The sequence below is a fragment of the Streptomyces sp. NPDC002868 genome (assembly GCF_055563295.1).
The window spans coordinates 574,343-600,357 of sequence record NZ_JBVHDR010000001.1; the positions used below are offsets into that span (position 1 = coordinate 574,343).

26 protein-coding genes are annotated in these 26,015 nt (G+C 71.4%); 18 read left to right on the forward strand and 8 right to left on the reverse strand.

Annotation, left to right across the window (positions count from 1 at the left end):
• The first annotated feature begins 15 nt into the window (after positions 1 to 15).
• Positions 16 to 270: a helix-turn-helix domain-containing protein gene (locus tag ACZ3H8_RS02740; protein ID WP_467396561.1), complete on the forward strand. Its 255-nt coding sequence runs from the start codon at positions 16 to 18 to the stop codon at positions 268 to 270.
• Here the strand turns inward: ACZ3H8_RS02740 and ACZ3H8_RS02745 are convergent, their stop codons facing one another.
• Entirely contained in the window at positions 271 to 912 is a 642-nt protein-coding gene (locus tag ACZ3H8_RS02745; protein WP_467396563.1) for an NAD(P)-dependent oxidoreductase, read from the reverse strand.
• Between the two features lie 68 nt (positions 913 to 980).
• On the opposite strand from ACZ3H8_RS02745, the gene ACZ3H8_RS02750 reads away from it, so the two are divergent.
• The 8 genes from ACZ3H8_RS02750 to ACZ3H8_RS02785 all read left to right on the forward strand — a co-directional run bounded on the left by ACZ3H8_RS02750 (position 981) and on the right by ACZ3H8_RS02785 (position 9,808).
• Positions 981 to 1,358 (forward strand): winged helix-turn-helix transcriptional regulator, encoded by a 378-nt coding sequence (locus ACZ3H8_RS02750; RefSeq protein ID WP_467396565.1) that lies wholly within the window; start codon positions 981 to 983, stop codon positions 1,356 to 1,358.
• 38 nt (positions 1,359 to 1,396) lie between these two features.
• The gene (locus ACZ3H8_RS02755) at positions 1,397 to 1,777 is read left to right on the forward strand and encodes a PPOX class F420-dependent oxidoreductase (protein ID WP_467396567.1); all 381 of its coding nucleotides are present in this window, start codon (positions 1,397 to 1,399) and stop codon (positions 1,775 to 1,777) included.
• Positions 1,778 to 1,864: 87 nt separating this feature from the next.
• Positions 1,865 to 3,532, forward strand: a complete 1,668-nt coding sequence (locus tag ACZ3H8_RS02760; protein WP_467396569.1) for a hypothetical protein — start codon at positions 1,865 to 1,867, stop codon at positions 3,530 to 3,532.
• A gap of 159 nt (positions 3,533 to 3,691) precedes the next feature.
• On the forward strand, positions 3,692 to 4,534 hold the full coding sequence (locus ACZ3H8_RS02765; RefSeq protein ID WP_307660288.1) for a nitrilase-related carbon-nitrogen hydrolase: 843 nt from the start codon (positions 3,692 to 3,694) through the stop codon (positions 4,532 to 4,534).
• Positions 4,531 to 5,814, forward strand: coding sequence for an aspartate aminotransferase family protein (locus ACZ3H8_RS02770; protein ID WP_307660287.1), 1,284 nt, complete (start codon positions 4,531 to 4,533; stop codon positions 5,812 to 5,814). Before ACZ3H8_RS02765 ends, ACZ3H8_RS02770 begins: the two co-directional genes overlap by 4 nt.
• A 29-nt stretch (positions 5,815 to 5,843) precedes the next feature.
• Positions 5,844 to 7,250 carry a dihydropyrimidinase gene (gene hydA / locus ACZ3H8_RS02775; protein ID WP_467396573.1) on the forward strand — a complete coding sequence of 469 codons (1,407 nt, stop codon included), beginning with the start codon at positions 5,844 to 5,846 and terminating at the stop codon, positions 7,248 to 7,250.
• Between the two features lie 12 nt (positions 7,251 to 7,262).
• Entirely contained in the window at positions 7,263 to 8,264 is a 1,002-nt protein-coding gene (locus ACZ3H8_RS02780) for a TIGR03842 family LLM class F420-dependent oxidoreductase (protein ID WP_467396575.1), read from the forward strand.
• A gap of 14 nt (positions 8,265 to 8,278) precedes the next feature.
• Positions 8,279 to 9,808: an NCS1 family nucleobase:cation symporter-1 gene (locus ACZ3H8_RS02785; protein WP_467396577.1), complete on the forward strand. Its 1,530-nt coding sequence runs from the start codon at positions 8,279 to 8,281 to the stop codon at positions 9,806 to 9,808.
• Positions 9,809 to 9,841: 33 nt separating this feature from the next.
• Here the strand turns inward: ACZ3H8_RS02785 and ACZ3H8_RS02790 are convergent, their stop codons facing one another.
• Entirely contained in the window at positions 9,842 to 10,636 is a 795-nt protein-coding gene (locus ACZ3H8_RS02790) for an SDR family NAD(P)-dependent oxidoreductase (RefSeq protein WP_467396579.1), read from the reverse strand.
• 55 nt (positions 10,637 to 10,691) lie between these two features.
• Between ACZ3H8_RS02790 and ACZ3H8_RS02795 the strand changes: the two genes are divergently transcribed.
• From ACZ3H8_RS02795 to ACZ3H8_RS02805, 3 genes are all read left to right on the forward strand, one after another.
• The gene (locus tag ACZ3H8_RS02795; protein ID WP_467396581.1) at positions 10,692 to 12,122 is read left to right on the forward strand and encodes an amidase; all 1,431 of its coding nucleotides are present in this window, start codon (positions 10,692 to 10,694) and stop codon (positions 12,120 to 12,122) included.
• Between the two features lie 5 nt (positions 12,123 to 12,127).
• Complete coding sequence (locus tag ACZ3H8_RS02800; protein ID WP_467396583.1) at positions 12,128 to 12,733, forward strand: TetR/AcrR family transcriptional regulator; 606 nt, start codon at positions 12,128 to 12,130, stop codon at positions 12,731 to 12,733.
• A gap of 97 nt (positions 12,734 to 12,830) precedes the next feature.
• Positions 12,831 to 14,339 (forward strand): DUF6056 family protein, encoded by a 1,509-nt coding sequence (locus ACZ3H8_RS02805; RefSeq protein ID WP_467397916.1) that lies wholly within the window; start codon positions 12,831 to 12,833, stop codon positions 14,337 to 14,339.
• Here the strand turns inward: ACZ3H8_RS02805 and ACZ3H8_RS02810 are convergent.
• From ACZ3H8_RS02810 to ACZ3H8_RS02820, 3 genes are all read right to left on the reverse strand, one after another.
• A complete protein-coding gene (locus tag ACZ3H8_RS02810; RefSeq protein ID WP_467396585.1) occupies positions 14,314 to 14,778 on the reverse strand; it encodes a GtrA family protein in 465 nt (154 codons plus the stop codon). The two genes, ACZ3H8_RS02805 and ACZ3H8_RS02810, sit on opposite strands and share 26 nt — an antisense overlap.
• Positions 14,775 to 15,824: a glycosyltransferase family 2 protein gene (locus tag ACZ3H8_RS02815; RefSeq protein WP_467396587.1), complete on the reverse strand. Its 1,050-nt coding sequence runs from the start codon at positions 15,822 to 15,824 to the stop codon at positions 14,775 to 14,777. Before ACZ3H8_RS02815 ends, ACZ3H8_RS02810 begins: the two co-directional genes overlap by 4 nt.
• Before the next feature lie 142 nt (positions 15,825 to 15,966).
• Positions 15,967 to 16,749 (reverse strand): TIGR02569 family protein, encoded by a 783-nt coding sequence (locus tag ACZ3H8_RS02820; RefSeq protein ID WP_467396590.1) that lies wholly within the window; start codon positions 16,747 to 16,749, stop codon positions 15,967 to 15,969.
• A gap of 147 nt (positions 16,750 to 16,896) precedes the next feature.
• Here ACZ3H8_RS02820 and ACZ3H8_RS02825 point away from each other — a divergent pair, with 147 nt between their 5' ends.
• Together ACZ3H8_RS02825 and ACZ3H8_RS02830 are read left to right on the forward strand one after the other, a co-directional pair.
• Positions 16,897 to 18,735 carry a gamma-glutamyltransferase family protein gene (locus ACZ3H8_RS02825; protein ID WP_467396592.1) on the forward strand — a complete coding sequence of 613 codons (1,839 nt, stop codon included), beginning with the start codon at positions 16,897 to 16,899 and terminating at the stop codon, positions 18,733 to 18,735.
• A gap of 41 nt (positions 18,736 to 18,776) precedes the next feature.
• Entirely contained in the window at positions 18,777 to 19,598 is an 822-nt protein-coding gene (locus ACZ3H8_RS02830) for an inositol monophosphatase family protein (RefSeq protein ID WP_467396594.1), read from the forward strand.
• Between the two features lie 120 nt (positions 19,599 to 19,718).
• On the opposite strand, the gene ACZ3H8_RS02835 is transcribed toward ACZ3H8_RS02830, so the two are convergent.
• Entirely contained in the window at positions 19,719 to 20,513 is a 795-nt protein-coding gene (locus ACZ3H8_RS02835) for a nucleotidyltransferase domain-containing protein (protein ID WP_467396596.1), read from the reverse strand.
• Positions 20,514 to 20,599: 86 nt separating this feature from the next.
• Here ACZ3H8_RS02835 and ACZ3H8_RS02840 point away from each other — a divergent pair, with 86 nt between their 5' ends.
• From ACZ3H8_RS02840 to ACZ3H8_RS02855, 4 genes are read left to right on the forward strand one after another with little or no spacing between them, the layout of a single operon-like run.
• Positions 20,600 to 22,018, forward strand: a complete 1,419-nt coding sequence (locus ACZ3H8_RS02840; protein ID WP_467396598.1) for a phytoene desaturase family protein — start codon at positions 20,600 to 20,602, stop codon at positions 22,016 to 22,018.
• A 24-nt stretch (positions 22,019 to 22,042) separates the two neighbouring features.
• A complete protein-coding gene (locus ACZ3H8_RS02845) occupies positions 22,043 to 22,576 on the forward strand; it encodes an O-acetyl-ADP-ribose deacetylase (protein ID WP_467396600.1) in 534 nt (177 codons plus the stop codon).
• Positions 22,577 to 22,625: 49 nt separating this feature from the next.
• Positions 22,626 to 24,101 carry an AlkA N-terminal domain-containing protein gene (locus ACZ3H8_RS02850; protein WP_467396602.1) on the forward strand — a complete coding sequence of 492 codons (1,476 nt, stop codon included), beginning with the start codon at positions 22,626 to 22,628 and terminating at the stop codon, positions 24,099 to 24,101.
• A 9-nt stretch (positions 24,102 to 24,110) separates the two neighbouring features.
• Positions 24,111 to 24,602 (forward strand): methylated-DNA--[protein]-cysteine S-methyltransferase, encoded by a 492-nt coding sequence (locus ACZ3H8_RS02855; protein WP_467396604.1) that lies wholly within the window; start codon positions 24,111 to 24,113, stop codon positions 24,600 to 24,602.
• A 27-nt stretch (positions 24,603 to 24,629) separates the two neighbouring features.
• Here the strand turns inward: ACZ3H8_RS02855 and ACZ3H8_RS02860 are convergent, their stop codons facing one another.
• Together ACZ3H8_RS02860 and ACZ3H8_RS02865 are read right to left on the reverse strand one after the other, a co-directional pair.
• A complete protein-coding gene (locus ACZ3H8_RS02860) occupies positions 24,630 to 25,367 on the reverse strand; it encodes an SIR2 family NAD-dependent protein deacylase (protein WP_467396606.1) in 738 nt (245 codons plus the stop codon).
• A 115-nt stretch (positions 25,368 to 25,482) separates the two neighbouring features.
• Positions 25,483 to 25,974 (reverse strand): NUDIX domain-containing protein, encoded by a 492-nt coding sequence (locus ACZ3H8_RS02865; protein ID WP_467396608.1) that lies wholly within the window; start codon positions 25,972 to 25,974, stop codon positions 25,483 to 25,485.
• Between the last annotated feature and the right edge of the window lie 41 nt (positions 25,975 to 26,015).

A 26,015-nucleotide genomic window follows, 5' to 3' on the forward strand; every position in this document is an offset into this window, starting at 1 on the left:
CATTAGAATAACGGCATGGTGCGCACCCCCCTCACTCCCCAAGAGCGCGAACGCGGCGAGCGGCTCGGTCAGTTGCTGCGCCGGGCGCGCGGCGACCGCAGCATGGTGGAGGTGGCCGCGGCCGCCGGGCTGTCCCCCGAGACACTGCGCAAGATCGAGACGGGCCGCGCCCCGACCCCCGCCTTCTTCACCGTCGCCGCGCTCGCCGCTGTGCTCGGCCTGTCCATGGACGAGCTGGTGGTTCGCTGCGCCCTGGTGCCCGCGGCGTAGCTAGTCGGCCACCGCCAGCTGGATGCGGTGGTGGCGCGGGTGCTCGATCTCGTCCAGCAGCGCGATGGCCAGATCCGCGTGCGCGATATGACCAGTCCCGTCGATGACCATGCCGTCGGCCGTGCGGTAGCGGCCGGTACGCGGGCCCTCCGCGTCCAGTTCCAGCGGCGGCATCACCATCAGCCAGTCAAGACCCGCGGCCGTCTCCCGCAGGGTCTCGAACTCCGCGGCATGCCCCTGACTGAAGACCCGGTACGGCTCGGGGAAGTCCGGCGCGTCCATGATCCGTACACCCGGCGAGGTCTGAAGGGTGGAGGCGATGCCCAGCGTCAGGAAGCGGCGCACGCCCGCCTTCGTCAGACCCGCGACCAGCGCCTTCGCCGCTGGGACGAAGAACTCCTCGGACGGTACGTCCAGCCGTGCGGATGCGTTGATGGCGGCGTCGTGGCCCGCGGCGAGTTCGGCAACCGACCCGGCGTCCGTGGCGTCGCCCCGCGCCACCGTGACACCGTCCGCCGCCAGATCGGGGTACTTCGCGGGGTCGCGCACCACCGCCGTCACCGCATGGCCTCTGGCCACCGCCTCCGCCACGGCCGCCCGGCCCACCCGTCCGCCTGCTCCGAAAACAATGATGTCGCTCATGTCCGGGACGGTAGAACGGACCCTCCCGGTTACTGCAAAGGTACTGAGCCGCCTTCAGGAGGACGACGATGACGACGAGAGAGCCGCTGCGGGCCGACATGTTCGGCGATCCGGACTGCGCGGGCCGGTTGCAGCCGTTCCGCTTCGGCGACAAGTGGTCCGGGATGGTGCTGCGCTGCCTGCAGTGCGGTCCGCGCCGCTTCTCCGAGCTCAGGGTTCCGCTGCATTGGATCACCCCCAAGGTGCTCACCGAGACGCTGCGCGCGATGGAACGCAACGGCTTCCTGACCAGGACCGCGCACGACGAGAACCCGCCGCGCGTCGAGTACGAACTCACCGCGCTCGGCCGCTCGGCACTCGGGCCGATGGACGCGGCGTGCGAGTGGGCCAGTACGCATCTGCCGGAGCTCGCCGAGGCGCGGGAGGCGTACGAGCGCAGACCCTGACGCGCGACTCGAACTCCGGTAAGGCATAGGCTCCCCGCGTGACTCCCGAGGACTTCGCAGACGCCAGGTACATCAGTCTGACCACGTTCCGCAAAGACGGGACGGGCGTCGCCACGCCCGTCTGGTTCGCGGTGGACGGCGGTGAACTGTTCGTGTGGACCAACTCCGACTCCTGGAAGATCAAGCGGCTGCGCAACGACAGCCGCGTTGTCGTCACCGTCTGCGACGCGCGCGGCCGGATCGCGGACGGCGCACTCAGCGCGGAGGGTACGGCGCGACTGCTGGACGCGGCCGGGACGGGCGCGATCCGCAAATTGCTCGCCCGCAAGTACACCTGGCAGTTCTGGCTGGTCGACTGGCCGGCCACGGTCGTGCGGCGGGGCAAGCGGCCGCAGACCGGCATCGCGGTGACGATCTGAAAACAGCGCGTAGCACAGCTGTAACACGCCTGGGGTCGAATGCATGCGGACTGAAAGGTTCCAGGCGGCGGTTGGGCAGGGGCGGCGATGGCGGTGCATCAACTTCCGGTAGAGGCCGGAGTGTTCGCGCGGTATCTGAAGGGTCTGACCGCGCTCCTCGACCGGAGCAGCGGTTGGTACGGCATCTTCTGGCAGCGTGACCCCGACGGGATGCACGCCTGTCTGGACGGCGTCGAGATCCCGCCCTGGGACGTGGTGGAGTCGCTGCTCCACGACCTCGCGGCACGGCGCGGGGCGGGCGTCGCGGAACAGGAGTCCGTCCGCGCGAGACACCTCCACGCGGCGTCGGCGGCGGCCCACGACCGGCGGCCCGGCGGCCGCGAGGCGCTGGGGGAGCGGCTGGAGCTGATGCTCCGGGAAGAGGTGTACGCGACGGGCCGGGCGGAGGAGCTGCTGCGCCGCCTGGCGGGCGAGCCGGAGGGGACGCCCACGGCGGAGCAGCTGGCCCACGAGCTGGAGTGGACCCGCGACGACTACGCGCGAGCGACGTCGCGCGTCGCGGAGCTGCGTTCGAGGCTCGGCGCGCTGGACGCGTCGACGCGCGGCCAACGCCGGGCGCCGGGCGTCGCGGACGCCGGGTACGGGCCGGGGCCCGGCGGGAGCGGGACGCCCGTGGGGTACGTTCCCGCGCAGGCCGGACCGGTGGACGACTGGTACGAGCCGGACGCCAGGTGGCCCGGAGGCGGGGACGCCTCCGCCGCGCCGGACGCCGGGACAGACGTACGGGATACGCCCGGTCCGGACGGGTCGTACGGGGCCTACGAGCGCCCCGGCGAGCCCGCCCTCCCCGACGGCTGGTTCCGGCCGGAGTCGGAGGCCGCCCCGGTCCCGGACGCCGCGAGCGAGCCCGCCCTTCCCGACGGCTGGTTCCGGCCGGAGTCGGAGGCCACCCCGGGGCCGGGCGCCGCGGGCGCCTTTGCCGAGGGACCCCCGACGCCCCCCGCACCCACCGAACCCCCTGCACCCCCCGCACCCACCGAACCCCCCGTACCCGCCGCCAAGAAGCGGCGTCCCCGTGGCGCCCGGTTCGCCGGGGTCGAGGACGACGGCGAGGAGATCGCGGCCGTGCCCATGCTGCCCGTCGCCGGTGATGTGCCGCGCGGGGCGCGGTACGGCGGGGCGGGCCCCGAGCCGCAGGCGCCCGCACCGCCCGTCGCGCCCGCCGGAGCGGGCCGGGCCGCCCGCGAGACCGTCGCCGAGCTCGGGCGACTGAGAGCCGAGGGCCGCAGCGGTGAGGCGCATGCCGTGCTCGTCGAGGCTGCCGCCCGGCCCGCCCCCTGGCTGCCCCTCCTCGCCGCCGAGCTGCACCGCGCCGGCCTCGACGCCGACTGGGCCACCCTGCTCTGGGAGACCGCGTCACAGCCCGCCTTGAGGCTGGCCGCCGCCGCCGGCGCACTCGCCGCGGCCGGCCGTACCGAGGACAGCCGGCAGTTGCTGCGCCAGGGCGTCACCCGCCCCGCCGACGACATCGCCGACGCCGTACTCGCCCTCGAGGACGAGGGCCGGGAGCCGGAAGCACGGGCCTTACTGGCCGCCTACGTACAGATCCACGCCGCAGAGGACACCGCCCGGATCGCCGACCTCGACCCCCGCCGCCTCGTGCCGCAGCTGCTCGACGTCGCCCGTGCGATCTCCGCCGATCACGAGCGGGATATCGTCCACGCACTGCGCGTAGCAGGTCATCTCGGCGCCTGAAGCCGTTCGGTGTGGACCGCTCGGGTGTGAAACATGATCGACTCTGCGGGTTAACGACGATGGTCTTGCCCCAGTGTGTGACGGGGCTTACGTTCTCCTCCTACGCACGAGCATCTACGTGCGTAGAGGCTCTCTGACGCCCCGCCGAAGGAGCAGCTCATGGCTAACGTCGTACGCGCCGCACTCGTCCAGGCGACCTGGACCGGCGACACCGAATCCATGATTGCCAAACATGAGGAACACGCCCGCGAGGCCGCCCGCCGGGGTGCCAAGATCATTGGTTTCCAAGAGGTCTTCAACGCTCCCTACTTCTGCCAGGTCCAGGAGCCCGAGCACTACCGCTGGGCCGAGCCCGTCCCGGACGGTCCCACCGTCCGCCGGATGCAGGAGCTCGCCCGCGAGACCGGCATGGTGATCGTGGTCCCGGTCTTCGAGATCGAGGGCGCCGGCTTCTACTACAACACCGCCGCCGTGATCGACGCCGACGGCTCCTACCTCGGCAAATACCGCAAGCACCACATCCCCCAGGTCAAGGGCTTCTGGGAGAAGTACTACTTCAAGCCGGGAAATCTGGGCTGGCCCGTCTTCGACACCGCCGTCGGCAAGGTCGGGGTGTACATCTGCTACGACCGGCACTTCCCGGAGGGCTGGCGTCAACTCGGCCTGAACGGCGCCCAGTTGGTCTACAACCCGTCCGCCACCTCGCGCGGTCTCTCCGGGTACCTCTGGCAGCTGGAGCAGCCCGCGTCCGCCGTCGCCAACGAGTACTTCATCGCCGCCATCAACCGCGTCGGCCAGGAGGAGTACGGCGACAACGACTTCTACGGCACCAGCTACTTCGTCGACCCACGAGGCCAGTTCGTCGGCGACGTCGCCAGCGACAAGGAGGAGGAACTGCTCGTACGGGACCTCGACTTCGACCTGATCGACGTCGTGCGACAGCAGTGGGCGTTCTACCGGGACCGACGCCCCGACGCGTACGAGGGGCTGGTGCAGCCATGACCCATCTGTACGACCGTCACAAGGCCGTCATCCCCGACTGGGTCGCGCTCTACTACAAGCAGCCCATCGAGATCACCCACGGCGAGGGCCGCCATGTCTGGGACGCGGACGGCAACCGCTACCTCGACTTCTTCGGCGGCATCCTCACCACGATGACCGCCCACGCCCTCCCTGAGGTCACCAAGGCGGTGAGCGAGCAGGCCGGGCGGATCATTCACTCCTCGACGCTCTATCTCAACCGCCCGATGGTCGAGCTCGCCGAGCGGGTTGCCACTCTGTCCGGCATCCCCGACGCACGGGTCTTCTTCACCACCTCCGGTACCGAGGCGAATGACACCGCCCTGCTGCTGGCGACCGGCCACCGCCGCTCCAACCAGATCCTGGCGATGCGCAACAGCTACCACGGCCGGTCCTTCTCGGCGGTCTCCATCACCGGAAACCGGAGCTGGTCGCCCACCAGCCTCTCCCCGCTGCAGACGCTGTACGTGCACGGCGGCGTCCGCACCCGCGGCCCCTACGCCCAGCTGTCCGACGCGCAGTTCATCGAGGCGTGCGTGGCGGACCTGGAGGACGTCCTCGGCCAGACCCGTGGCGGAGTCGCCGCGCTGATCGCCGAACCCATCCAGGGCGTCGGCGGCTTCACATCCCCGCCCGACGGTCTCTACGCCGCATTCCGCGAAGTCCTCAGCCGGCAGGGCATCCTGTGGATCTCCGACGAGGTGCAGACCGGCTGGGGCCGCACCGGCGAGCACTTCTGGGGCTGGCAGGCGCACGCCGAGAACGGTCCGCCGGACATCCTCACCTTCGCCAAGGGCATCGGCAACGGCATGTCCATCGGCGGCGTCGTCGCCCCCGCAGAGATCATGAACTCCCTGGACGCCAACTCCATTTCGACCTTCGGCGGCTCCCCGGTCACCATGGCGGCGGGCGCCGCCAACCTCTCGTATCTGCTGGAGCACGACCTCCAGGGCAACGCCCGCCGCGTCGGCGGCCTGCTGATCGAGCGGCTGCGGGCCATCGGCGCGGGTGTGCCCGCCGTACGAGAAGTACGCGGCCGGGGTCTGATGATCGCCATCGAGCTGGTCAAGCCAGGCACCGACGAGGCGAACCCCGAAGCGGCATCGGCCGTCCTGGAGGCCGCCCGCGAGGGCGGGCTGCTGATCGGAAAGGGCGGCGGCCACAACACCAGCGCCCTGCGCATCGCCCCGCCGCTCTCGCTGACCGTCGCCGAGGCGGAAGAGGGCGCCGCCATCCTCGAACAGGCCCTGCACAGCGTCTAGATCGACTGCACAAGAGGGAGCGCACCAGCATGAGCAGCACCCGCACCCTGATCCGCGGCGGCCTGGTCATCACGGCCGCGGACGAGGTCCATGCCGACGTACTGATCGAGGACGGCCGGATCGTCGCGATCGCCGCGCACGGCTCCGCCGTCGCCGATGCCTGGACCGCGGACCGCACCATCGACGCGGCCAACAAATACGTGATCCCGGGCGGCGTCGACGCGCACACCCATATGGAGCTGCCGTTCGGCGGGACCTTCGCCTCCGACTCCTTCGAGACCGGCACCCGGGCCGCCGCCTGGGGCGGCACCACCACCATCGTCGACTTCGCCGTGCAGTCGGTCGGGCACGCCCTGCGTGAAGGACTGGATGCCTGGTACGCCAAGGCCGACGGCAAATGCGCCATCGACTACGCCTTCCACATGATCCTCTCCGACGTCAACGAGTCGTCGCTGAAGGAGATGGATCTGCTGGTCGAGGAGGGCATCACCTCCTTCAAGCTCTTCATGGCCTACCCCGGCGTCTTCTACAGCGACGACGGGCAGATCCTGCGCGCCATGCAGCGCTCCGCCACCAACGGCGGGCTGATCATGATGCACGCGGAGAACGGCATCGCCATCGACGTCCTGGTGGAACAGGCGCTCGCCGCGGGCCACACGGACCCGCGCTACCACGGCGAGGTGCGCAAGGCCCTTCTCGAGGCGGAGGCAACCCACCGCGCCATCCAGCTCGCCCGGGTCGCAGGCGCCCCCCTCTACGTCGTCCATGTGTCGGCCGAGGAAGCCGTCGCCGAGCTCGCCGCCGCCCGCGACAAGGGACTCAACGTCTTCGGCGAGACCTGTCCGCAGTACCTCTTCCTCTCCACCGACAACCTCGCCGAGCCGGACTTCGGGGGCGCGAAGTATGTGTGCTCAACTCCCTTGCGCCCCAAGGAACATCAAGCCGCGCTCTGGCGCGGACTGCGGACCAACGACCTCCAGGTCGTCTCCACCGACCACTGTCCCTTCTGCTTCGTCGGCCAGAAGGAACTGGGCCGTGGCGACTTCTCCAAGATTCCCAACGGGCTGCCGGGCGTGGAGAACCGGATGGACCTCCTTCACCAGGCGGTCGTCGACGGACACCTCACCCGCCGCCGCTGGATCGAGGTCGCCTGCGCGACCCCCGCCCGGATGTTCGGCCTCTACCCGAAGAAGGGCACCATCGCGCCGGGCGCGGACGCCGACGTCGTCATCTACGACCCGCACGCCGAGCAGACCCTGTCGGTCGAGACCCACCACATGAACGTCGACTACTCGGCATACGAGGGCAAGCGGATCACCGGCCAGGTGGAGACCGTGCTCTCGCGCGGCGATGTGGTCATCGACCAGCGCAAGTTCACCGGCCGGGCGGGACACGGCCAGTACACCCCCCGAGGCACTTGTCAGTATCTGAACTAGGAGCTCCACGTCATGGACTTCGGACTCGTCCTGCAGACCGACCCGCCGGCCTCGGCCGTCGTCTCACTGATGCGGCGCGCGGAACGCAACGGCTTCCGCTACGGCTGGACCTTCGACTCGGCGGTGCTCTGGCAGGAGCCCTTCGTCATCTACAGCCAGATTCTCGAGCACACCCAGAAGCTCCACGTCGGACCCATGGTGACCAACCCCGGGACCAGGACCTGGGAGGTGACCGCCTCCACCTTCGCGACGCTGAACGACATGTACGGCAACCGCACGGTGTGCGGCATCGGGCGCGGCGACTCCGCGATGCGGGTCGCGGGCCGCAAGCCCAACACCCTTGCCAGGCTGGGCGAGTCGATCGGCGTCATCCGCGACCTCGCCGAGGGCCGGGAGGCCGTCGTCGACGGGCAGCCCCTCCGGCTGCCGTGGGTCCGGGACGGAAAGCTGCCGGTGTGGATGGCGGCGTACGGGCCCAAGGCGCTGGCTCTCGCGGGCCAGAAAGCCGACGGGTTCATCCTCCAGCTCGCCGACCTGTATCTGACCGAGTCAATGGTCAAGGCGGTCCGCACCGCCGCGTCGGACGCCGGGCGCGACCCGGACTCCGTCACCATCTGCGTCGCCGCGCCCGCGTACGTGAGCGACGACATCGAGCACGCCCGCGAGCAGTGCCGCTGGTTCGGCGGAATGGTCGGCAACCACGTCGCCGACCTCGTGACCCGCTACGGCGAGCACTCCGACCTGGTGCCCGACGCCCTCACCTCGTACATCAAGGCGCGCGAGGGTTACGACTACAGCCACCACGGCCGCGCCGGGAACCCGTCCACGGACTTCGTCCCGGACGAGATCGTCGACCGCTTCTGTCTGCTTGGCCCGGCCGAGGCGCACATCGAGAAGCTGAAGGCGCTGCGCGAGCTGGGTGTCGACCAGTTCGCCGTCTACAACATGCACGACGCGAAGGAAGCGACCATCGACGCGTACGGCTCCGAGATCATCCCGGCACTCAACCGCTGAAGGAGCCACAGCCCATGACCGAGACCGTTTCACCCGCGCCGTCCAGCGGCTCGATAAACGACTCTGCGGGCCGCGTCGAGCTCGCGCCCGGCGCGGTTCCCACCGACAGCCGCTTCGTCAATGACGATCTGCTGCCCGTCCCTGTCGCGCAACGCCGCTGGACGACGTACAACTTCGCCGCGCTGTGGGTCGGCATGGCCCACAACATCCCGTCCTGGCTGCTCGCTTCCGGCCTCGTCGCCCTCGGCATGGACTGGAAGCAGGCGGTGTTCACCATCGCCCTCGCCAATCTGATCGTGCTCGCACCGATGCTGCTGACCGGGCACGCGGGACCGAAGTACGGCATTCCCTTCCCCGTCCTCGCGCGCGCCTCCTTCGGGCTGCGCGGAGCGAATCTGCCGGCGCTGGTCCGGGCCGGGGTGGCCTGTGCCTGGTTCGGCATCCAGACGTGGATCGGCGGGCAGGGCATCTTCATCCTGCTCGGCAAGATCTTCGGCGGCTGGGCGAAGGCGGCGGAGATCGGCGGGCAGCCGTGGACGCTGTGGGTGTGCTTCGTGCTCTTCTGGGCGCTCGAACTGGCCATCATCTACCGGGGGATGGAGACGCTGCGACGGTTCGAGAACTGGGCCGCGCCGTTCGTCATCGTCGGCGCGCTGGTGCTGCTGGTGTGGATAACGGCCAAGGCGGGCGGCCTCGGACCGCTCCTCGACCAGCCTTCGAAGCTCGGCTGGGGCGCCGACTTCTGGCCGGTCTTCTTCCCTTCGCTGATGGGGATGATCGCCTTCTGGTCGACGCTGTCCCTGAACATCCCGGACTTCACCCGCTTCGGCGCGGGCCAACGCGCGCAGATCTGGGGCCAGTCGCTCGGTCTGCCGACGACAATGACCCTCTTCGCACTGCTGTCGGTCTTCGTCACCTCCGGCTCCCAGGCGGTGTACGGCGCGGCGGTCTGGGACCCGGTCGCGCTCGCCGCCAAGACCGACAACGTCTTCGGTCTGCTCTTCGCCCTGGTGACCGTGCTGATCGCGACGATCTCGGTGAACATCGCGGCCAACGTCGTCTCACCCGCGTACGACCTGGCGAACCTGGCGCCGAAGCTGATCAACTTCCGTAGGGGAGCGCTGATCACGGGTGTCGTCGGCGTCCTGATCATGCCGTGGAAGCTGACCGAGACACCCGAGCTCTACATCTTCACCTGGCTCGGCCTGGTCGGCGGTCTGCTCGGCACGGTCGCGGGCATTCTGATCGCCGACTACTGGGTCATCCGCCGCACCGTCCTCGACCTGCCCGGTCTCTACACCCCTGGCGGCCGCTACTGGTACACCTCCGGCTGGAATCTGCGCGCCGTTGCCGCGTTCGCGGTCGGCGGAGTGCTGGCGGTGGGCGGCTCGCACTCGGCGGAAGGGAAGGGGCCGTTCCCCGAGGAGGGACTGATCCCCTTCCTCAAGCCCCTCGCGAACTACGGCTGGGCGGTGGGCCTCGCCGCGGCATTGGTGCTCTATGTGGTGCTGATGCTGCCGGTTGCCCGCGCCGCCCGGCACTGAAGCTCCGGGCATTCAGGGCCCGGCGGCCAGGGGTCAGCGGCTTTCGCGTTGTGCCTCCACGATGTGGCGGACCGTGCGGTCCGCGCCGCTCGCGCGCCGCTGGACGCGTTCGGAGAAGCCCGGGAACTGGCCGCCGATCGCGGTGAGCACCTTCATCTCGACGGGGGCGACGTTCACTTCGGCCCGGTCCTGCTCGATGGCGCGGACGACGCCGGCGACGACCTGCCGGGGTGAGACCGTGCGCAGCCCCGCCGGGGCATCCGCTCCGGTCGCCGCGAACATGCCCGCGTCCCGTACGAACCCGGGCTGGACGATCGACACGCCGACCCCGTGGTCGTGCAGATCCTGGCGCAGCGAGAGCGCGAAGCCGCGCAGGCCGAACTTGGTGGCGTCGTACAGCGCGGAGTACTTCGTCGCCGTCTTGCCCGACATCGAGCCGACGAACGCCAGATGGCCCCGCCGCGCCTCGACCATCGCCGGGGCGAGCAGCCGGGCGAGCATGGCCGGGGCGCGGAGGTTGACAGCGAGGGCACGGTCGATCTGGTCCGGGGTGTAGTCCAGCAGTTCACCGCTGGAGGGCAGGGCGGCGTTGGCGATCAGGATGTCCGTGCCGGCGGCCTCGCGAGCGAGCCGTTCCACGTCGTCCGGGTCGGCGAGATCGGCGACGACCGTGCGCGCGCCATAGCGGCCGGCGAGCGGTTCCAGTGCCTCGCGGCGGCGGCCGCTCAGTATCAACTTCGTTCCCATCGCGGCCAGTTCGGCGGCGAGCGCGCCGCCGATGCCGCCGGTGACCCCGGTGAGCAGAACGGTTGCTCCGGTGATGCGCATCTGGTTACCCTCCAGTTCTGTTCGTTCGAACGAACAATAGGGAGGCGGGGCGGTCGTGTCCACAGAAGATTCCGGCGGACTGGCGGAGCACACACGTGAGTTGACGGACGGTCGGACGACGTCCGAAGCGCTGGTGAAAAGGGCGATCGAGCGCATCGAGGCAAGCCAGTCCACCATCAACGCCTTCCGCTGGGTACGCGGCGATGCAGCGCTCGCGGAGGCCAGGGACGCGGACCGGCGCCTCGCGGCGGGGGAGCGGCTGCCGCTCCTCGGCGTGCCCCTCGCCGTCAAGGACGACACCGATGTGGCAGGGCTGCCCACCCTCTTCGGCTGCTGCGGCGAGCTCGCTCCGGCCGCGACGGACGGAGAAGCGGTACGCCGCCTCCGCGCGGCCGGAGCCGTGATCGTCGGCAAGACCAACTCCTGTGAACTCGGCCAGTGGCCGTTCACCGAGGGGCCCGCCTTCGGCGCCACCCGTAACCCCTGGTCCACCGACCACACCCCGGGCGGCTCGTCCGGCGGCTCCGCGGCCGCCGTCGCCGCCGGGCTCGTACCCGCCGCGCTCGGCTCCGACGGTGCGGGATCGGTCCGCATCCCGTCTGCCTGGACCCACCTCGTGGGCATCAAACCGCAGCGCGGACGCGTCTCCCTGCACCCCTACGCCGACGCCTTCCAGGGTCTCGCCGTCAACGGCCCGCTCGCCCGCACCGTCGCCGACGCCGCGCTGCTGCTCGACGTGGTGCAGGGCCCGCACCCCGAGGACCTGCACCGCCCGGACGCCATCAACGCCTCCGCCGCCGCCCGCCGCGACCCTGGCCGGCTGCGCATCGCCCTGGCCTGGCGGCCCCCGCTCACCCTCACCCGCACCGCGCCCCACCCAGAGGTGCGCCGCGCCGTCACCGCGCTCGCCGAAGCGCTCGCCCGCCTCGGCCACCACGTGGAGGAGGCCCGGCCGCGCTACGGCCTGATCGGCCTCGCGTTCGTGCCGCGCGCCACCGCGGGCATCGCGGAGGTCGCCGCCCTGCACCCCGACCCGGCCCTGCTCGACCCGCGCACCCGCCATGCCATGCGCAACGGCCGCCGGCTCGGCGGCCGCGTCGTGCGTGCCGCCCGCGCCCGCGAGGCCCGCCAGCACGCAAGGATCGGCGCGATCTTCGACTCGTACGACATCGTCCTCACGCCGACCACGGCGGCCCCGCCCCCGCGCATCGGTGCCTTCGACGGACTCAGCGCCTGGCGCACCGACGCGACGATGGCGGCCGCGTGCCCCTACGCATGGCCCTGGAACGTCCTCGGCTGGCCTGGCGTCAACGTCCCCGCCGGACTCACGGCCGACGGACTGCCCGTCGGCGCCCAATTGCTCGGCCCTGCGGGCAGCGAGGAACGGCTGATCTCGCTTGCCGCCCAACTGGAAGCGGACCAGCGGTGGTACGAGAAGCGGCCGCCCGCCCCGGTGATCCCCGGGAGCGTGCCGGTGGAACAATGACCGCCATGTCCAATCCGGCCCGCTCCGCCCCGACCCGGCAGCGCATCATCACCGCCGTCCTGCAGATCATCGGCAAGGACGGGGTCGCGGCGGTCACCAACCGGCGGATCGCCAAGGAGGCCGGGGTCTCGCTCGGCTCGGTCACGTACCACTTCGAGACCCAGCACGAGCTGCTGCGCGAGAGCCTGCTGCACTTCGTGCGCGAGGAGACCCGCCGCTTCACCGAACTGGCAGACCAGTGCCAGAGTGACGGCGTCGACATCGACGGCGCCGCCACCCTGGCGGGCCAGGTGGCGGGAGGCACCGCCTTCGACAGCGAGCACATCGCGCCCTTCGAGCTGTACGTCCAGGCCGGGCGCGACGAGCGGCTGCGGGAAGCGGCCGCCGAGGCCTTCGCCGCGTACGACCGGCTCGCGGCGCAGATCCTCACCGGCCTCGGCGTCCCGGACGCCGAACGCCTCGCCGCCACCACAGTCGCGCTGGTGATGGGCCTTCAACTGCGCAGACTGGCGACGGGTGACCCGGCCGACGACCTGGTCGACGCGCTGCTGCTGCTCGCGCGGGGAGCGGTCGGCCACGACGCCGGGCGGGCCGGCTTCTCGGGCAGCTGACCCATTCGCCGGTCTTGCCGTGCGGACCGTGGGTCGGCACCGCGAAAATTCACCTCTACGGTGTCGGACCGGGGGTTCCCGAGAGGCAGTGGTGAAAGTGGCCGTCGGCGCATCGAGCGTCACCATCCCGCGGGAACCGGGTGACGGCCCCGGCCCGCGGCTGTGGAAGGGCCGCCGACGTCTCCTGCGCTCGTGGACGACCGCCTGGACGGTGGGCCTCTCCCTGCTGCCTCTCGGGCTGCTCGCATTGGCCTCGTGGCTGGGCCGCCACGTCCGCCCCAGTGCGGATGAGTGGTGCTTCCTGCCCACCGTGCGTGACCACGGCGTCTCGGGACTGATCGCGAAGTTCTACGTCACCGACAACGGGAGGATCGGCAATGGCTTGCTCATCGGGCTGTACACGAAATTCCCGGTCGCCGGCCATCAGTGGTTCGCTCTGATCAGCGGTGTTCTCATGCTGGTCCTGCTGTGGGCCCTGACCGTGCAACTGCTTCGCATGGCCGGCCAGACGGTGCCACGCGGAGCCGTGCTGCTCGTGGCGTCCATGATCACGGCGGTCTTCCTCTTCGCCACCCCCAATACGTACAAGACGTTCTACTGGCCCGCCGCCTCGGTCTCGCACACCGTGGCTCCGGTGCTGGCCTGCGCGGCGGCCATCCCGTTGCTGCGGGCCCGCAGTCGGCGGGGCCGGATCGCTGCTCTGGCCGTCGTGCTGGTGGTGGGGGTCTTCATGGGGACGCTCTCCGAGGAGACATCGGTCGTCGCCCTGGTGGCGCTTTCGGGGGTGGTACTGCTCAGCCGTCGGCTCTTCACCGAGCGGGCCCGGGCCTTCGCCCGTGACTGGTCCCTGGCCGGCATGGCCGGGATCGGCATCGGAACGCTCGTGCTGGTGACGTCCCCGGGGTCGCGCAACCGGCGTGCGCGATTCGGCGCCGGGACCGACTCCATGCTTGCCCCCGAATCGCTGATCGCCTCGCTGCGCGGGTACGTGCACATCCTGGAGACGATCCTCACGACCTGGCAGTATGCGGGAGCGTTCGCGGCCGGAGTACTGCTGGGCCTGCTGGCGCGGGGCCCGGGAGGGAATCGGGCGGTCCTGCTGCCGTGCCGACCGCTGCTGCTGACATCCTTCGGCGCACTGGCCTTCCTCCTTTCCGGCTACCTCTGCACCGTCATCACCTACCCGGTCTTCGGCGCACGGGTGGTGGCCGCGGAGCGGACGTGGAACGACTACCTCCTGCTGTATGTCCTGCTGCTCGTGGGCGTCGGCGCCTTCCTGGGACGCGCGCTGCGTCTGCGTGGGCGGCTGATGGGCGTGGCGACGGCAGCGGCCGCGACGGTGTGCGCCGCGGCCGTAGGGGGCCTGCTCGCCCCGCTCCACCACCTGGGCCAGGAAATGCAGGTACGGGCTCGCCAGTGGGACCGTCAGGACCACTGGCTGCGCGACCAGGCGGCGCGCGGCGCGAAGGTTCTTCCGTACAAGCCGCTCTCAGTCAGCGGGATGCTGGAGCCGTTCGGCTCGGAAGGGCGCAGGATCTGGCCGGCCCGGTGCGTCGCCGACTACTACCACCTGGACCGGGTCACTCATTCGGTGCAGCTCCCCTGACCTGCTCCGGCGATCGCTGCGGGGATTGCGGGGGCTGCGGCTTGGAACGTGGGGTGGCAGCCGCGCCGGGGGTGAGGGCCCATCGGGCGAGCAGGAACGAGAGCGGCGTGACGAGGACACCCGCGACGATGGCGGAGAGGTTCTCGTCCATGCCCAGCCTGCTCACGGCGAGATGGAGAAGGATTCCGCCGCCCACGATGTTGGCCGCGCCCGACAGCGGATACCGGGCGAAGGCACGCCAGGTCGGCCGCGTACGGACGGTGACATACGAGTTGAGCAGGAACGATCCGGTGATGCTCACCGCGTAGCCCACGACATGGGCTGCCAGATAGGGCATCCAGATGTTCAGCGCGGCGTATACGGCGTAGTAGACGGCCGTGTTGGCGAGGCCGATCGCGGCGAAGACGGTGAACTGCCGGAGGGCGGGCGGAGCGTTCATGACTCCGGCCGTACGTGTCCGGCGCCTTCCAGCGAGAGGCCGGAGTTGCCGGAGTTACGGACTGCGGCGGAGTCGTCCGTTTCGCGGACCACATAGTGCGGCCGACGCTTCGACTCGTGGTAGATCCGGCCCACGTACTCCCCGATGACGCCGAGAGTGGCCAGCTGGATTCCACTGAGCGCGACGATGGCGGTGATGAGTGTCGCGTAACCGGGGGTCTCGACACCGTTCAGTACGACATTCGCGACGATCCACAGGGCGTAGGCGAGCGCGGACAGAAAGAGCCAGAAACCGGTGTGGACGGCCAGCCGCAGCGGACGGCTGTTGAAGGAGAGCAGCCCGTCGATGCCGTAGTCGAGCAGACGCCGGCCGCCCCACTTGGACTGCCCGGCAGCTCGCTGGACGTTCTGGTACGTGAAGCTGACCGTGTCGAAGCCGATCCAGGAGAAGAGTCCCTTGGAGAATCGGTTGCTCTCCGGGAGCGACAGGACGCAGTCGACCGCACGACGCGACAAGAGCCGGAAATCGCCCGCCCCGTCGGCGATCTCGACGTCCATGAAGTGACGTACAAGGCGGTAGTAGGCCCTGCTGAGGGCGGTCCGCAGGACACCTTCGCCCGTACGGTCGCGCTGGGCCACGACCTGGTCGTAGCCGTGGTGGTGCAGCTCCAGCATGCGGGAAAGGAGCTCGGGGGGATGCTGCAGATCGGCGTCCATGAGGACGACCACAGCACCGCGGGACATGCGCATTCCGGCGAGGATGGCGGATTCCTTGCCGAAGTTCCGGCTGAAGGAGGTGTAGCGCACCCGCGGAGCAGCTCCCGCGAGGTTTCTCAGACGCTCCATGGTCCGGTCGCTGCTGCCGTCGTCGACGTAGCAGATCTCGAAGGTCGCCCCGGTCGGTTCGAGGGCGGTGATCAGAGCGCCATGAAAGGCGTCGATCACTTCGCTCTCGTTGAAACACGGCACGACGACCGAAATATCGACCATTGCCATCTCACTCCATGCGCCGGTGTGCGGGTGGCGGCTGCACGTTCCCTGGAACATGCGCTGCCACCTCCAGTGGAGCGCGGTGGCGGGCTGAGGACAGTCCCACGCACGCCACACGGGTGAGCAGAGCTGCGCAGTGGACCATGTCGGCGATCCGCTGCGGGGCGCCAGTACGCAGCGACGAACCGCTCCGGCCCGGTCAGCCGGCGTCGAGGACGAGGTCAACGACCGGGCGGTAAGCGCTCTCCCGCTCGCCGCCCAGCATCGCGTGGGTGGCGATACGGAAGAGCAGGGCGCGGATGAGGATTTGGCGCCAGTCGGGCAGATGCGACCACCGCTCGAGCAGCGCGGGATCGGCCTCGTACCAGCACAGCGCGTCGACGGCGACGACCGCGGAGGCGTAGGCCGCGGGACGCCAGTAGGGCGGCCAGTCGATGATCGCGGGAGGCCGGCCCGGCTCGAAGAGGACATTGCCCAGCAGATCGCCGTGGATGATCTGGGCGGGGGCGTCGACGGTGCCGCGCTCGGCGAGGAGGGGCTTGAGCAGGGGGAAGTCCGGGGCCTGCTCGGTCTCCTGCCAGGCCAGCCGGTCCGCGCGGGACCAGGGGGTGTCGCGTACGCGGAGAAAGCGCGGCCTGGGCAGGTGCGCCAGTGCCGCGTGGAAGGCTTCGCCCGCCCGGATGACCTCGTCGGCGCGATGCGGATCGGTGGATCCGCCGACCAGCCGCCACGCCTCCCAGCCGTGCGTCGCCCAGGATCCGTCCGTCGTCGGGACCGGGCGGGCGACCCGGAAGCCGGGGGCCTCGGGCAGATGGTGCAGGACGCCCGCGCGCCACGCGGTCTCCGGTTCCATCGCTGCGGGCTTGAGCACCAGCGCGCCGGAGCGCCAGGTGGAGCCCTGGCCGCCGGGGAGGGGGACCGGTGTTCCGGCGGCCCCGAAGGCGGCGAGCACGGAAGAGGATGGGGCGGGGGACTGGCTCATGGCCGGGGATCGTAGGCGGCTAGCCTGCACGGACGCCGAACATTTTCTCCGTGCCCGATGAATTCGCGGTGCCGCGCGGGCCGTTCGACGAGTACCGGTTGATTGGGCGAGTACCAGTGGACGAGCACCAGTGAAGGAGCCGCGACCGTGTTCACCACCCGTCCCACCCTCCAGGGCACCTTCGGCATGGTGTCGTCCACCCACTGGCTCGCCTCGCAGTCCGCGATGGCCGTGCTCGAGGACGGTGGCAACGCCTACGACGCCGCCGTGGCCGCCGGGTTCGTGCTGCATGTCGTCGAGCCGCATCTGTGCGGTCCCGCGGGCGAGGTGCCGATCATCCTCGCGTCGGCGGGCGGCGAGGCGCGGGTGCTCTGCGGGCAGGGGACCGCGCCGGCCGGGGCGGGCATCGGGCACTACCGCTCCCTGGGGCTCGACCTCGTGCCCGGGACCGGGCCGCTCGCCGCTGCCGTGCCGGGCGCGTTCGACGCGTGGATGGTGCTGCTGCGCGACCACGGCACCAAGCCGCTTGCCGAAGTGCTGCGTTATGCGATCGGGTACGCCGAGGACGGGCACGCGCCCGTCGAGCGCGTCGGCGAGACCGTGGAGAGTGTCCGCGAACTCTTCGAGACCGAGTGGACCTCGTCCGCCGAGGTCTATCTGCCGGGCGGCAAGGCCCCCGCGCCGGGCGAGCTGCTGCGTAACCCCGCCCTCGCCGCGACCTGGCGGAGGCTGATCGCCGAGTCGTCCGGCGGCGGGCGGGTCGCCGAGATCGAGGCCGCGCGGAAGGTGTGGAGCGAGGGATTCATCGCCGATGCGCTGGTACGGCAGGCCGCCCGCCCCACCCTGGACACCAGCGGTGAACGGCACACGGGCACGCTGACCGCGGCCGACCTCGCCGGATGGTCCGCCGCCTACGAAGCCCCTGCCACGTACGACTGGAACGGCTGGACGCTGTGCAAGGCGGGCGGCTGGAGCCAGGGCCCCGCCCTGCTGCAGCAGCTCGCGCTGCTCCCCGACGAGCTGCCGGAGTACGGGTCGGCGGAGTACGTCCATCTGCTCATCGAGGGCTGCAAGTTGGCGATGGCCGACCGGGAGGCCTGGTACGGGGACGCGGCCGAGGTCCCGCTCGGCGAGCTGCTCTCGGAGCCGTACAACGCCCGCCGCCGCGCGCTCATCGGCGAGAAAGCCTCGTACGAGCTACGGCCGGGCAGTCCGGGAGGACGGACCCCGAGACTGAGCGCCCACGCCACCGCGGTGGCCTCGGGCGAGCCCGGCTTCGACGTGATGGGGACAGCGGCGGCGGGCGCGGGGGAGCCGACGGCCGCCAGGAGCGGCGCCTCGCCGCTGCCCGGCGAGCCGGACGTCGCCGCGGACGGCGGCACTCGCGGCGACACCTGCCACCTCGACATTGTCGACCGCTGGGGCAACATGGTCGCCGCCACGCCCAGCGGCGGCTGGCTCCAGTCCAACCCGGTCGTGCCCGAGCTCGGCTTTCCCCTCGGTACCCGCCTCCAGATGGCCTGGCTGGAAGCCGGGCTGCCGAACTCCCTCACCCCCGGCCGCAGGCCCCGCACCACCCTCACGCCTTCCCTGGCGCTGCGCGACGGCGTGCCCTTGATGGCGTTCGGCACGCCGGGCGGCGACCAGCAGGACCAGTGGCAGCTCCACTTCTTCCTGGCCGTCGCACTGCGCCCCAAGGTGCGCGGAGGGCTCGACCTCCAGGGCGCGATCGACGCGCCGAACTGGCACAGCGACAGCTTCCCCGGCTCCTTCTACCCGCGCGGCATGCGGCCGGGCAGCGTCACCGTCGAGTCCCGCATGGATCCGGGCGTCATCGCCGGTCTGCGGCTGCGTGGCCATGACGTCACCGTCGGCGACGCCTGGTCGGAGGGCAGGCTGTGCGCGGTCGCCAGGGACCCGCGCAGGGGTGTGCTGTCCGCCGCGGCGAACCCCAGGGGAATGCAGGGTTACGCGGTGGGGCGCTGAGCGGACAGCCCTGTGTCAGCGGGCCGTGCTTAGCTGGGGGAATGATCGATGACTTTCTGAACGGTGATCTGTCCGACGTCGAGGAGGCGGTCCGCAAGGCGGCCGCCACCGAGATCATGCCGCGTTACCGCCAGCTCGCCGCGCACGAGATCGTCGAGAAGAGCGGGCCGCACGATCTGGTGACGACCGCCGACCGTCTCGCCGAGGAGCACCTCACCGCGTCCCTGACGGCCCTGCTCCCCGGCTCCGTGGTGGTCGGCGAGGAGGCTGTGCACGCGGACCCGTCCGTGTACGAGGCGCTGCGCCGCGACGCGCCCGTGTGGATCGTCGACCCGGTCGACGGAACCTGGCACTTCGCCCACGGGGATCCGGGGTTCTGCACGCTGGTCGCCCTCGCCCAGCGCGGCGAGGTGCTCGCCTCCTGGACGTACGCACCGGTGCTCGACGAAATGGCGACAGCGATACGGGGCGGCGGCGCCCACCTCAACGGCACGCCGCTACGGGCGGGTTCACCGGCGCCGGGGGTGGCGCTGGAGGTGGCCATGTCCCACCCGGACTACACGACCCCCGACCAGAAGCAGGCGCTGCTCGGCCTGAACGTGGAGGGAGTGCACGCGCGGCCCTGCGGCTCGGCGGGCCTGGAGTATCTGCGCGTGGCACGGGGCGAGTTGGACGCGGTTGCCTTCTCCTGGGAGAACGCGTGGGACCACGCGGCGGGCCTGCTCCTGGTGACGGAGGCGGGCGGGGCGCACATGACGGTGGCGGGCGAGCCGTTCCGTATCGCGGGCGGGAACGCGCTCCCGTTCACGGCGGCGAGGGACGCGGAGACGGCGGAGCGGGTACGGAGCCTGCTGGCGGGGTGACAGGAACGCCCCCGCGCGGCCGCGGGTCCCGACGGGTGCGCATCTGCCCGCCGTCGCGCGGGTCAGCCCGACGCCGCCCGCGCAGGGCGGGTCAGCCCGACGCGGCCCGCACCGCGCGGGTCAGCTCAACGCCGCCCGCACCTCGCGGACCAGTTCCCCCGCCGCCTCGACCGCTCCCACGTCGAGCCCCCTCAGCGCCGCCTCGACCCGCCCCGCGAACCCCTCCGGCGCGGCCCGCAGCGCCGTCGCCGTCGTCAGCGCGCCCTTTTCGTTCAGGCACCACACCCTGGCGTGCGCGTGCAGGGACTGCACCAGGACGCCGAACGCCCGGGACAGGCACAGCGACACATGCAGCACATCGCCCGAGCCTGCCGTCTTCCGTGCCGCCGTAACCGAGAAGTCCGCCTCCCACGCGGCGTTGATCAGCGCCCGGCGCAAGGCCTCCGGGTACTCCTGCGTCTCCGCCCGCAGCGCTGCCAACTCGCCCTCGGTGTCGGCCAGTACGCGGCACAGGGCCACCTCGCCCGCGTACGCGGGCGACCAGAAGCCCAGCGGGTGCCCCGGCTGTACGCCCGTCTCGTAGCGCCCGGCCCGGCAGTCCGCCCAGACCCGCTCCACCCGGTCCAGGTCGCGCAGGATCCAGTCCACCGGCGTGCCGTCCACGGACAGCCACGCGCCGCCATTGACCCACGGGCCCCAGCCCCCGGGCCCGGCGACCTCCACCGGCTCGCCGGTAATCTCCGCGGCGAGGGACGCCAGAGCTCCGGCATCCACCGAACCCCGGTAGTAGACGCCCAGGTCCCAGTCGGAGTCCGGGCGGTGCGATCCGCGGGCGCGGCTGCCGCCCAGGGTCACCGCACGCACCCCGCGCACCGCCGTGAGCTGCTGCGCCATCGCTTCGATCTTGGAATTCATCGCGCCGGACACTACCCCGGCCCCCGCTGTCGGCGCCCCGGAATATCCTGGGGACCTTGGCCATCGGCTGACAAAGGAGTCCGAAGGTGCCGTCGATGCTCGATGCCGTCGTCGTGGGGGCGGGACCCAACGGACTGACCGCCGCTGTCGAACTGGCCCGCCGCGGGTTCTCCGTGGCGGTGTACGAAGCCTTGGACACGATCGGCGGCGGAGCGAGGACCGAGGAGCTCACCCTCCCCGGCTTCCGCCACGACCCGTGCTCCGCGGTCCACCCCCTCGGCATCGGCTCGCCCGCCTTCGCCGCTATGCCGCTCGCGCGGCACGGCCTGGAATGGCTGCACCCCGAACTGCCGCTCGCCCACCCCTTCCCGGACGGCACCGCCGCCGTGCTGAGCCGTTCGGTCGGCGAGAGCGCGATGTCGCTGGGAGCCGGTGACGCCGGGGCGTACCGCAGGCTCGTCGCCCCCTACATCGGTCACTGGGACACCCTCGCCGCAGACTTCCTGCGCACCCCCTGGGACGGGCTGCCCCGCGACCCGTACCGCTTCGCCCGCTTCGGACTGAACGCGATCCAGCCCTCCACCTGGCTCTCCCGCCGATTCCAGGGCGAGCGGGCACGTGGCCTGTTCGCGGGGCTCGCCGCCCATGCCATTGCCCCCACCAGCGGGCTGGCCACCGGCGGGATCGCCCTCATGTTCGCCCTCGCCGCCCACGAGAAGGGCTGGCCGGTGCCGCGCGGCGGTTCGCAGTCGATCTCCGACGCCCTCGCCTCGTATCTGCGCGAACAGGGCGGTGCGATCCACACGGGCACGGAGGTGAAGCGGCTGGACGAGCTGCCACCGGCCCGGGCGTACATCTTCGACACCTCGCCGACCGCGCTCGCCAGGATCGCGGATCTCGGCCAGGCGTATCAGCACTATCGGTACGGCGCCTCCGCGTTCAAGATCGACTACGCCCTGTCGGGTCCGATGCCGTGGACGGCGAAGGAGGCCCGTGTGGCGGGGACCGTGCACCTCGGCGCCACCGCCGGCGAGATCGAGACGGCCCTCAGCGCGGCCGTCGCGGGTGCCGCCCCCCGGGTGCCCTTCCTGATCACCTCCCAGCCGAGTGTGATCGACCCGTCCAGGGCCCCGGCGGGCAAGCACGTCCTGTGGGCGTACGGGCATGTGCCGGCCGGCTGGGAGGGCGACGCCACCGAGGCCATCGAGCGGCAGCTGGAACGCTTCGCGCCCGGTTTCCGTGACCTCGTGCTGGCCCGCGCCGTCGCGGGACCGCCCCAACTCGCCCAGCGCAACGCGAATTACGTCGGCGGGGACATCGCCTGCGGGGCGTTCGCAGGGCTCCAGACGCTGATCCGTCCCAAGCTCGCCCGCGTCCCGTACGCCACCGCGCACCCCTCGGTCTTCATCTGCTCGTCCGCGACCCCGCCGGGCCCCGGCGTGCACGGCATGTCGGGCCATCACGCGGCGAAGGCGGTGTGGCGGCGTCTGAGGGCGGCCGGGTGACGCCGTCGGAGAGATGATGGCGGTATGACAGAGCAGTCGCCCGACATCGTCCTCGTACGGGGAGACATCACCCAGCAGCATGTCGACGCCATCGTCAACGCCGCCAACTCCTCACTCCTCGGCGGCGGCGGAGTCGACGGCGCCATCCACCGCCGCGGCGGCCCCGAGATCCTGGCCGAGTGCCGCGCCCTGCGCGCCTCGCACTACGGCAAGGGCCTGCCCACCGGCCAGGCCGTCGCCACCGCCGCGGGCCGCCTCGACGCCGGACATGTGATCCACACCGTCGGCCCCGTCTGGTCCAGGGAGGAGGACCGGTCCGCCCTCCTCGCCTCCTGCTACCGCGAATCGCTGCGCGTGGCACAGGAGTTGGGAGCCGAGACCGTCGCCTTCCCTGCCATCTCGACCGGCATCTACGGCTGGCCGATGGACGACGGCGCGCGCATCGCGATCCGTACAGTGCGCGAGGCGGCCGCGGCGCCCGTCACCGAGGTACGGTTCGTGCTCTTCGACGACCAGGCGTACAAGGCCTTCGAGACGGCCCTGGCCGGGCAGGGTTGATGTCGTTTTCTCGCTAGCCCTGGCCCCCCTCGTGCCCGATGCTTGAGCCATGCACACCGACACCGAGCGCTGCGTACGCGCCGTCCAGTCGAAGGACGCCCGCTTCGACGGCTGGTTCTTCACGGCCGTGCTGACCACGCGGATCTACTGCCGCCCCAGCTGCCCAGTCGTGCCGCCGAAGGTCGAGAACATGACCTTCTACCCGAGTGCCGCTGCCTGCCAGCAGGCCGGATTCCGGGCATGCAAGCGCTGCCGCCCCGACACCAGCCCCGGCTCGCCGGAGTGGAACGCCCGCGCCGACGCCGTCGCCCGCGCCATGCGCCTCATCCGGGACGGCGTCGTCGACCGCGAGGGCGTGCCCGGCCTGGCCGCGCGCCTCGGCTATTCCACCCGCCAGATCGAGCGCCAGCTCCTCGCCGAGCTGGGCGCGGGACCGCTCGCCCTGGCCCGCGCACAGCGCGCCCAGACCGCGCGCCTGCTCATCGAAACCACCGGCATCCCCATGGCCGAGGTCGCCTTCGCGGCCGGTTTCTCCTCCATCCGTACCTTCAACGACACCGTCCGCGAAGTCTTCGCGCTCGCCCCGGGCGAACTGCGCACCCGCGCCGCCCGCAGCAGGTCCACACCCCCGCAGACCCCCGGCGTCATCGCACTGCGGCTGCCGTACCGCGCACCGCTCAACCCGAGCAACCTCTTCGGACACCTCGCCGCGACGGGCGTCCCCGGCATCGAGGAGTGGCGGGACGGCGCGTACCGCCGCACCCTGCGCCTCCCGTACGGACACGGCATCGTCGCTCTCACCCCGCACCCCGACCACATCGCCTGCCGGCTCTCCCTCACCGACCCGCGCGACCTCACCATCGCGATCAGCCGCTGCCGCTGGATGCTCGACCTGGACGCCGATCCGGTCGCCGTCGACGACCAGCTGCGTACGGATCCGCTGCTCGCCCCGCTGGTCGACAAGGCACCCGGCCGACGGGTCCCGCGCACCGTCGACGCGGCGGAGTTCGCGGTACGGGCGGTGCTCGGCCAGCAGGTCTCGACCGCCGCGGCCCGCACCCACGCCGCCCGGCTGGTCACCGCGCACGGCCGGGCGATCGACGACCCCGAGGGCGGCCTCACCCACCTCTTCCCGTCCTCCGCGGCGCTGGCGGCGCTGGACCCGGAGACGCTGGCGCTGCCCCGCAGCCGCCGCACCACTCTGACGACCCTCGTCGGCGCGCTGGCCGAAGGATCGCTGCAGCTCGGCCTCGACAGCGACTGGGAGAAGGCCCGCGCCCAGCTGATCGCGCTGCCCGGCTTCGGCCCCTGGACGGTCGAGGTGATCGCGATGCGGGCACTGGGCGATCCCGACGCGTTCCTGCCGGGCGACCTCGGGATGCGGCGCGCGGCGGCCGATCTCGGGCTGCCCTCCACGCCCGCCGCTCTCACCGAGCGCGCCGCCGCCTGGCGGCCCTGGCGGGCGTACGCCGTCCAGTACCTCTGGGCCACCGACGGCCATCCCATCAACCACCTCCCCGCGTAAGGAAGTCCGGTGAAACAGCACACCGTCACGGACAGCCCGTACGGCCCGCTCACCCTCGTCGCCACCGACGGCGTGCTGAGCGGCCTCTATATGACCGCGCAGCGCCACCGCCCCGACGAGGAGACCTTCGGCGAGCCGGACCCCGCTCCCTTCGGCGAGACGATCCGCCAGCTCGACGCGTACTTCGCCCGGGAGCTCAAGGAGTTCGACCTGCCGATGCGGCTCGAAGGAACGCCCTTCCAGCGGGGCGTCTGGAACCAGCTGCGGCAGATCCCGTACGGCGAGACGCGGACGTACGGGCAACTGGCCGAGGCGCTCGGCAATATCGGGGCCTCCCGCGCGGTGGGCCTGGCCAACGGCAAGAACCCGATCGGGATCATCGTCCCGTGCCACCGGGTCATCGGCTCGACGGGCAGCCTCATCGGCTACGGCGGCGGACTCGACCGCAAGCAGCGGCTGCTGGCGTTCGAGAGCGGCACGCCGGACGACGCGCTGTTCTAGCCGGGGCTCCGCGCCGGAGCCCTCTCCTCATTCGCTGTCGGGGCTTGAATTCAGCCGCCTCAGCAGCGCGGGCAACGCGGTGCCGATCGGCTCGCGGACGAGCTCGTCCGCCAGTTCGTCGTAGGGGGTCGGCTCGGCGTTGACGATCGCGAGCCGCGCCCCGTGCTCCGCGGCGATCCCCGCAAGCGAGGCCGCGGGCTGCACCTGCAGGCTCGTGCCGACCGCGATGAAGACCTCGCTGGCCTTGGCGATCGCCATCGCCTCGGCCAGCACCGCCGGATCGAGCCGCTGCCCGAACATCACCGTCGCCGACTTCAGGATCCCGCCGCACGCACGGCACGGCGGGTCCTCCTCGCCGGCCTCGACCCGCTCCAGCGCCTGAGCCATCGGTGAGCGGGCGTGGCAGCGGGTGCAGGTCACCGTCCGTGCCGTGCCGTGCAGTTCGAGCACCTTGCGCTCGGGCATGCCCGCCAGCTGGTGCAGCCCGTCGACGTTCTGGGTGATCACCCGGACCGCGACCCCGGACTGCCGGTCCAGCTCGGCGACGGCGAGATGCGCGGCGTTCGGCTGGGCGCGCCAGGTAGTGCTGTCGCGCCGCATCTGCCAGGAGCGGCGGCGGATCTCCGGATCGGCCATGTAGTAGTCGTACGTGACGAGCTTCTCGGCCTCCGGATCGCGCCGCCACAGGCCCTTCGGCCCGCGGTAGTCGGGGATGCCGGAGTCCGTGGAGATGCCGGCGCCGCTGAGGATCGCGACGAGAGTCATGCCGCGAGCGTACGCAGCGGGCCCCCGCGGCGGCGAGCCGATTTGGCCCGGTGCCCTCGTCGAGCGAGACGAGCCCGTACTGCCCGGCGGGCGGCAGTGCCGGCGGGGCGGCAGGTCAGGCGGGCGGCAGGCCGTTCTCCAGCTCCACCGTCCCGGTGCCCGCCTCCAGCGCGTCGAGAGCGGCCAGCACTCGGTGGCCCAGCGAGCCCAGCAGATACTCGCGGATCTCGTCACGGGGCACCAGCCGCCAGGAGACCAGCTCCTCCTCCTGCAGCCGGATCGCCTCGATCCGCGACTCGGTCAGCACCCCGCCGTCGTACACATACGCGGCGATCGGGGGCCGCGCCACGCCCGGCACCCAGTCGACCGCCAGCAGCGCGCCGAGCTCCACGTCGAGCCCGATCTCTTCGAGCGTCTCCCGCCGCGCCGCCCGCCGCGGGGTCTCGCCCAAGTCCGACTCGACGGTCCCGCCGGGCAGTGCCCACCCCTCGCGGTAGTTGGGCTCCACGAGCAGCACACGCCCCTGGCCGTCACGGAAAAGCACGGCGGCGCCGGCGAGGATGCGGGGGAGGGATGCGATGTACGTGGCGTAGTCAGAAGTAGTCACTCGGGGAAGCGTAATAGGGGCCGCACCACGGCAGCGGGTTC

Excerpts from the sequence above, each read along its gene's own strand:
- ACZ3H8_RS02750 (WP_467396565.1), top strand. The coding sequence starts at position 981 with ATGACGACGAGAGAGCCGCTGCGGGCCGACATGTTCGGCGATCCGGAC.
- ACZ3H8_RS02745 (WP_467396563.1), bottom strand. The coding sequence starts at position 912 with ATGAGCGACATCATTGTTTTCGGAGCAGGCGGACGGGTGGGCCGGGCG.
- ACZ3H8_RS02760 (WP_467396569.1), top strand. The coding sequence starts at position 1,865 with ATGGCGGTGCATCAACTTCCGGTAGAGGCCGGAGTGTTCGCGCGGTAT.
- ACZ3H8_RS02765 (WP_307660288.1), top strand. The coding sequence starts at position 3,692 with ATGGCTAACGTCGTACGCGCCGCACTCGTCCAGGCGACCTGGACCGGC.
- ACZ3H8_RS02780 (WP_467396575.1), top strand. The coding sequence starts at position 7,263 with ATGGACTTCGGACTCGTCCTGCAGACCGACCCGCCGGCCTCGGCCGTC.
- ACZ3H8_RS02835 (WP_467396596.1), bottom strand. The coding sequence starts at position 20,513 with ATGAATTCCAAGATCGAAGCGATGGCGCAGCAGCTCACGGCGGTGCGC.
- ACZ3H8_RS02740 (WP_467396561.1), top strand. The coding sequence starts at position 16 with ATGGTGCGCACCCCCCTCACTCCCCAAGAGCGCGAACGCGGCGAGCGG.
- ACZ3H8_RS02770 (WP_307660287.1), top strand. The coding sequence starts at position 4,531 with ATGACCCATCTGTACGACCGTCACAAGGCCGTCATCCCCGACTGGGTC.
- ACZ3H8_RS02845 (WP_467396600.1), top strand. The coding sequence starts at position 22,043 with ATGACAGAGCAGTCGCCCGACATCGTCCTCGTACGGGGAGACATCACC.
- hydA (WP_467396573.1), top strand. The coding sequence starts at position 5,844 with ATGAGCAGCACCCGCACCCTGATCCGCGGCGGCCTGGTCATCACGGCC.
- ACZ3H8_RS02820 (WP_467396590.1), bottom strand. The coding sequence starts at position 16,749 with ATGAGCCAGTCCCCCGCCCCATCCTCTTCCGTGCTCGCCGCCTTCGGG.
- ACZ3H8_RS02785 (WP_467396577.1), top strand. The coding sequence starts at position 8,279 with ATGACCGAGACCGTTTCACCCGCGCCGTCCAGCGGCTCGATAAACGAC.
- ACZ3H8_RS02810 (WP_467396585.1), bottom strand. The coding sequence starts at position 14,778 with ATGAACGCTCCGCCCGCCCTCCGGCAGTTCACCGTCTTCGCCGCGATC.
- ACZ3H8_RS02830 (WP_467396594.1), top strand. The coding sequence starts at position 18,777 with ATGATCGATGACTTTCTGAACGGTGATCTGTCCGACGTCGAGGAGGCG.
- ACZ3H8_RS02860 (WP_467396606.1), bottom strand. The coding sequence starts at position 25,367 with ATGACTCTCGTCGCGATCCTCAGCGGCGCCGGCATCTCCACGGACTCC.
- ACZ3H8_RS02790 (WP_467396579.1), bottom strand. The coding sequence starts at position 10,636 with ATGCGCATCACCGGAGCAACCGTTCTGCTCACCGGGGTCACCGGCGGC.
- ACZ3H8_RS02815 (WP_467396587.1), bottom strand. The coding sequence starts at position 15,824 with ATGTTCCAGGGAACGTGCAGCCGCCACCCGCACACCGGCGCATGGAGT.
- ACZ3H8_RS02850 (WP_467396602.1), top strand. The coding sequence starts at position 22,626 with ATGCACACCGACACCGAGCGCTGCGTACGCGCCGTCCAGTCGAAGGAC.
- ACZ3H8_RS02800 (WP_467396583.1), top strand. The coding sequence starts at position 12,128 with ATGTCCAATCCGGCCCGCTCCGCCCCGACCCGGCAGCGCATCATCACC.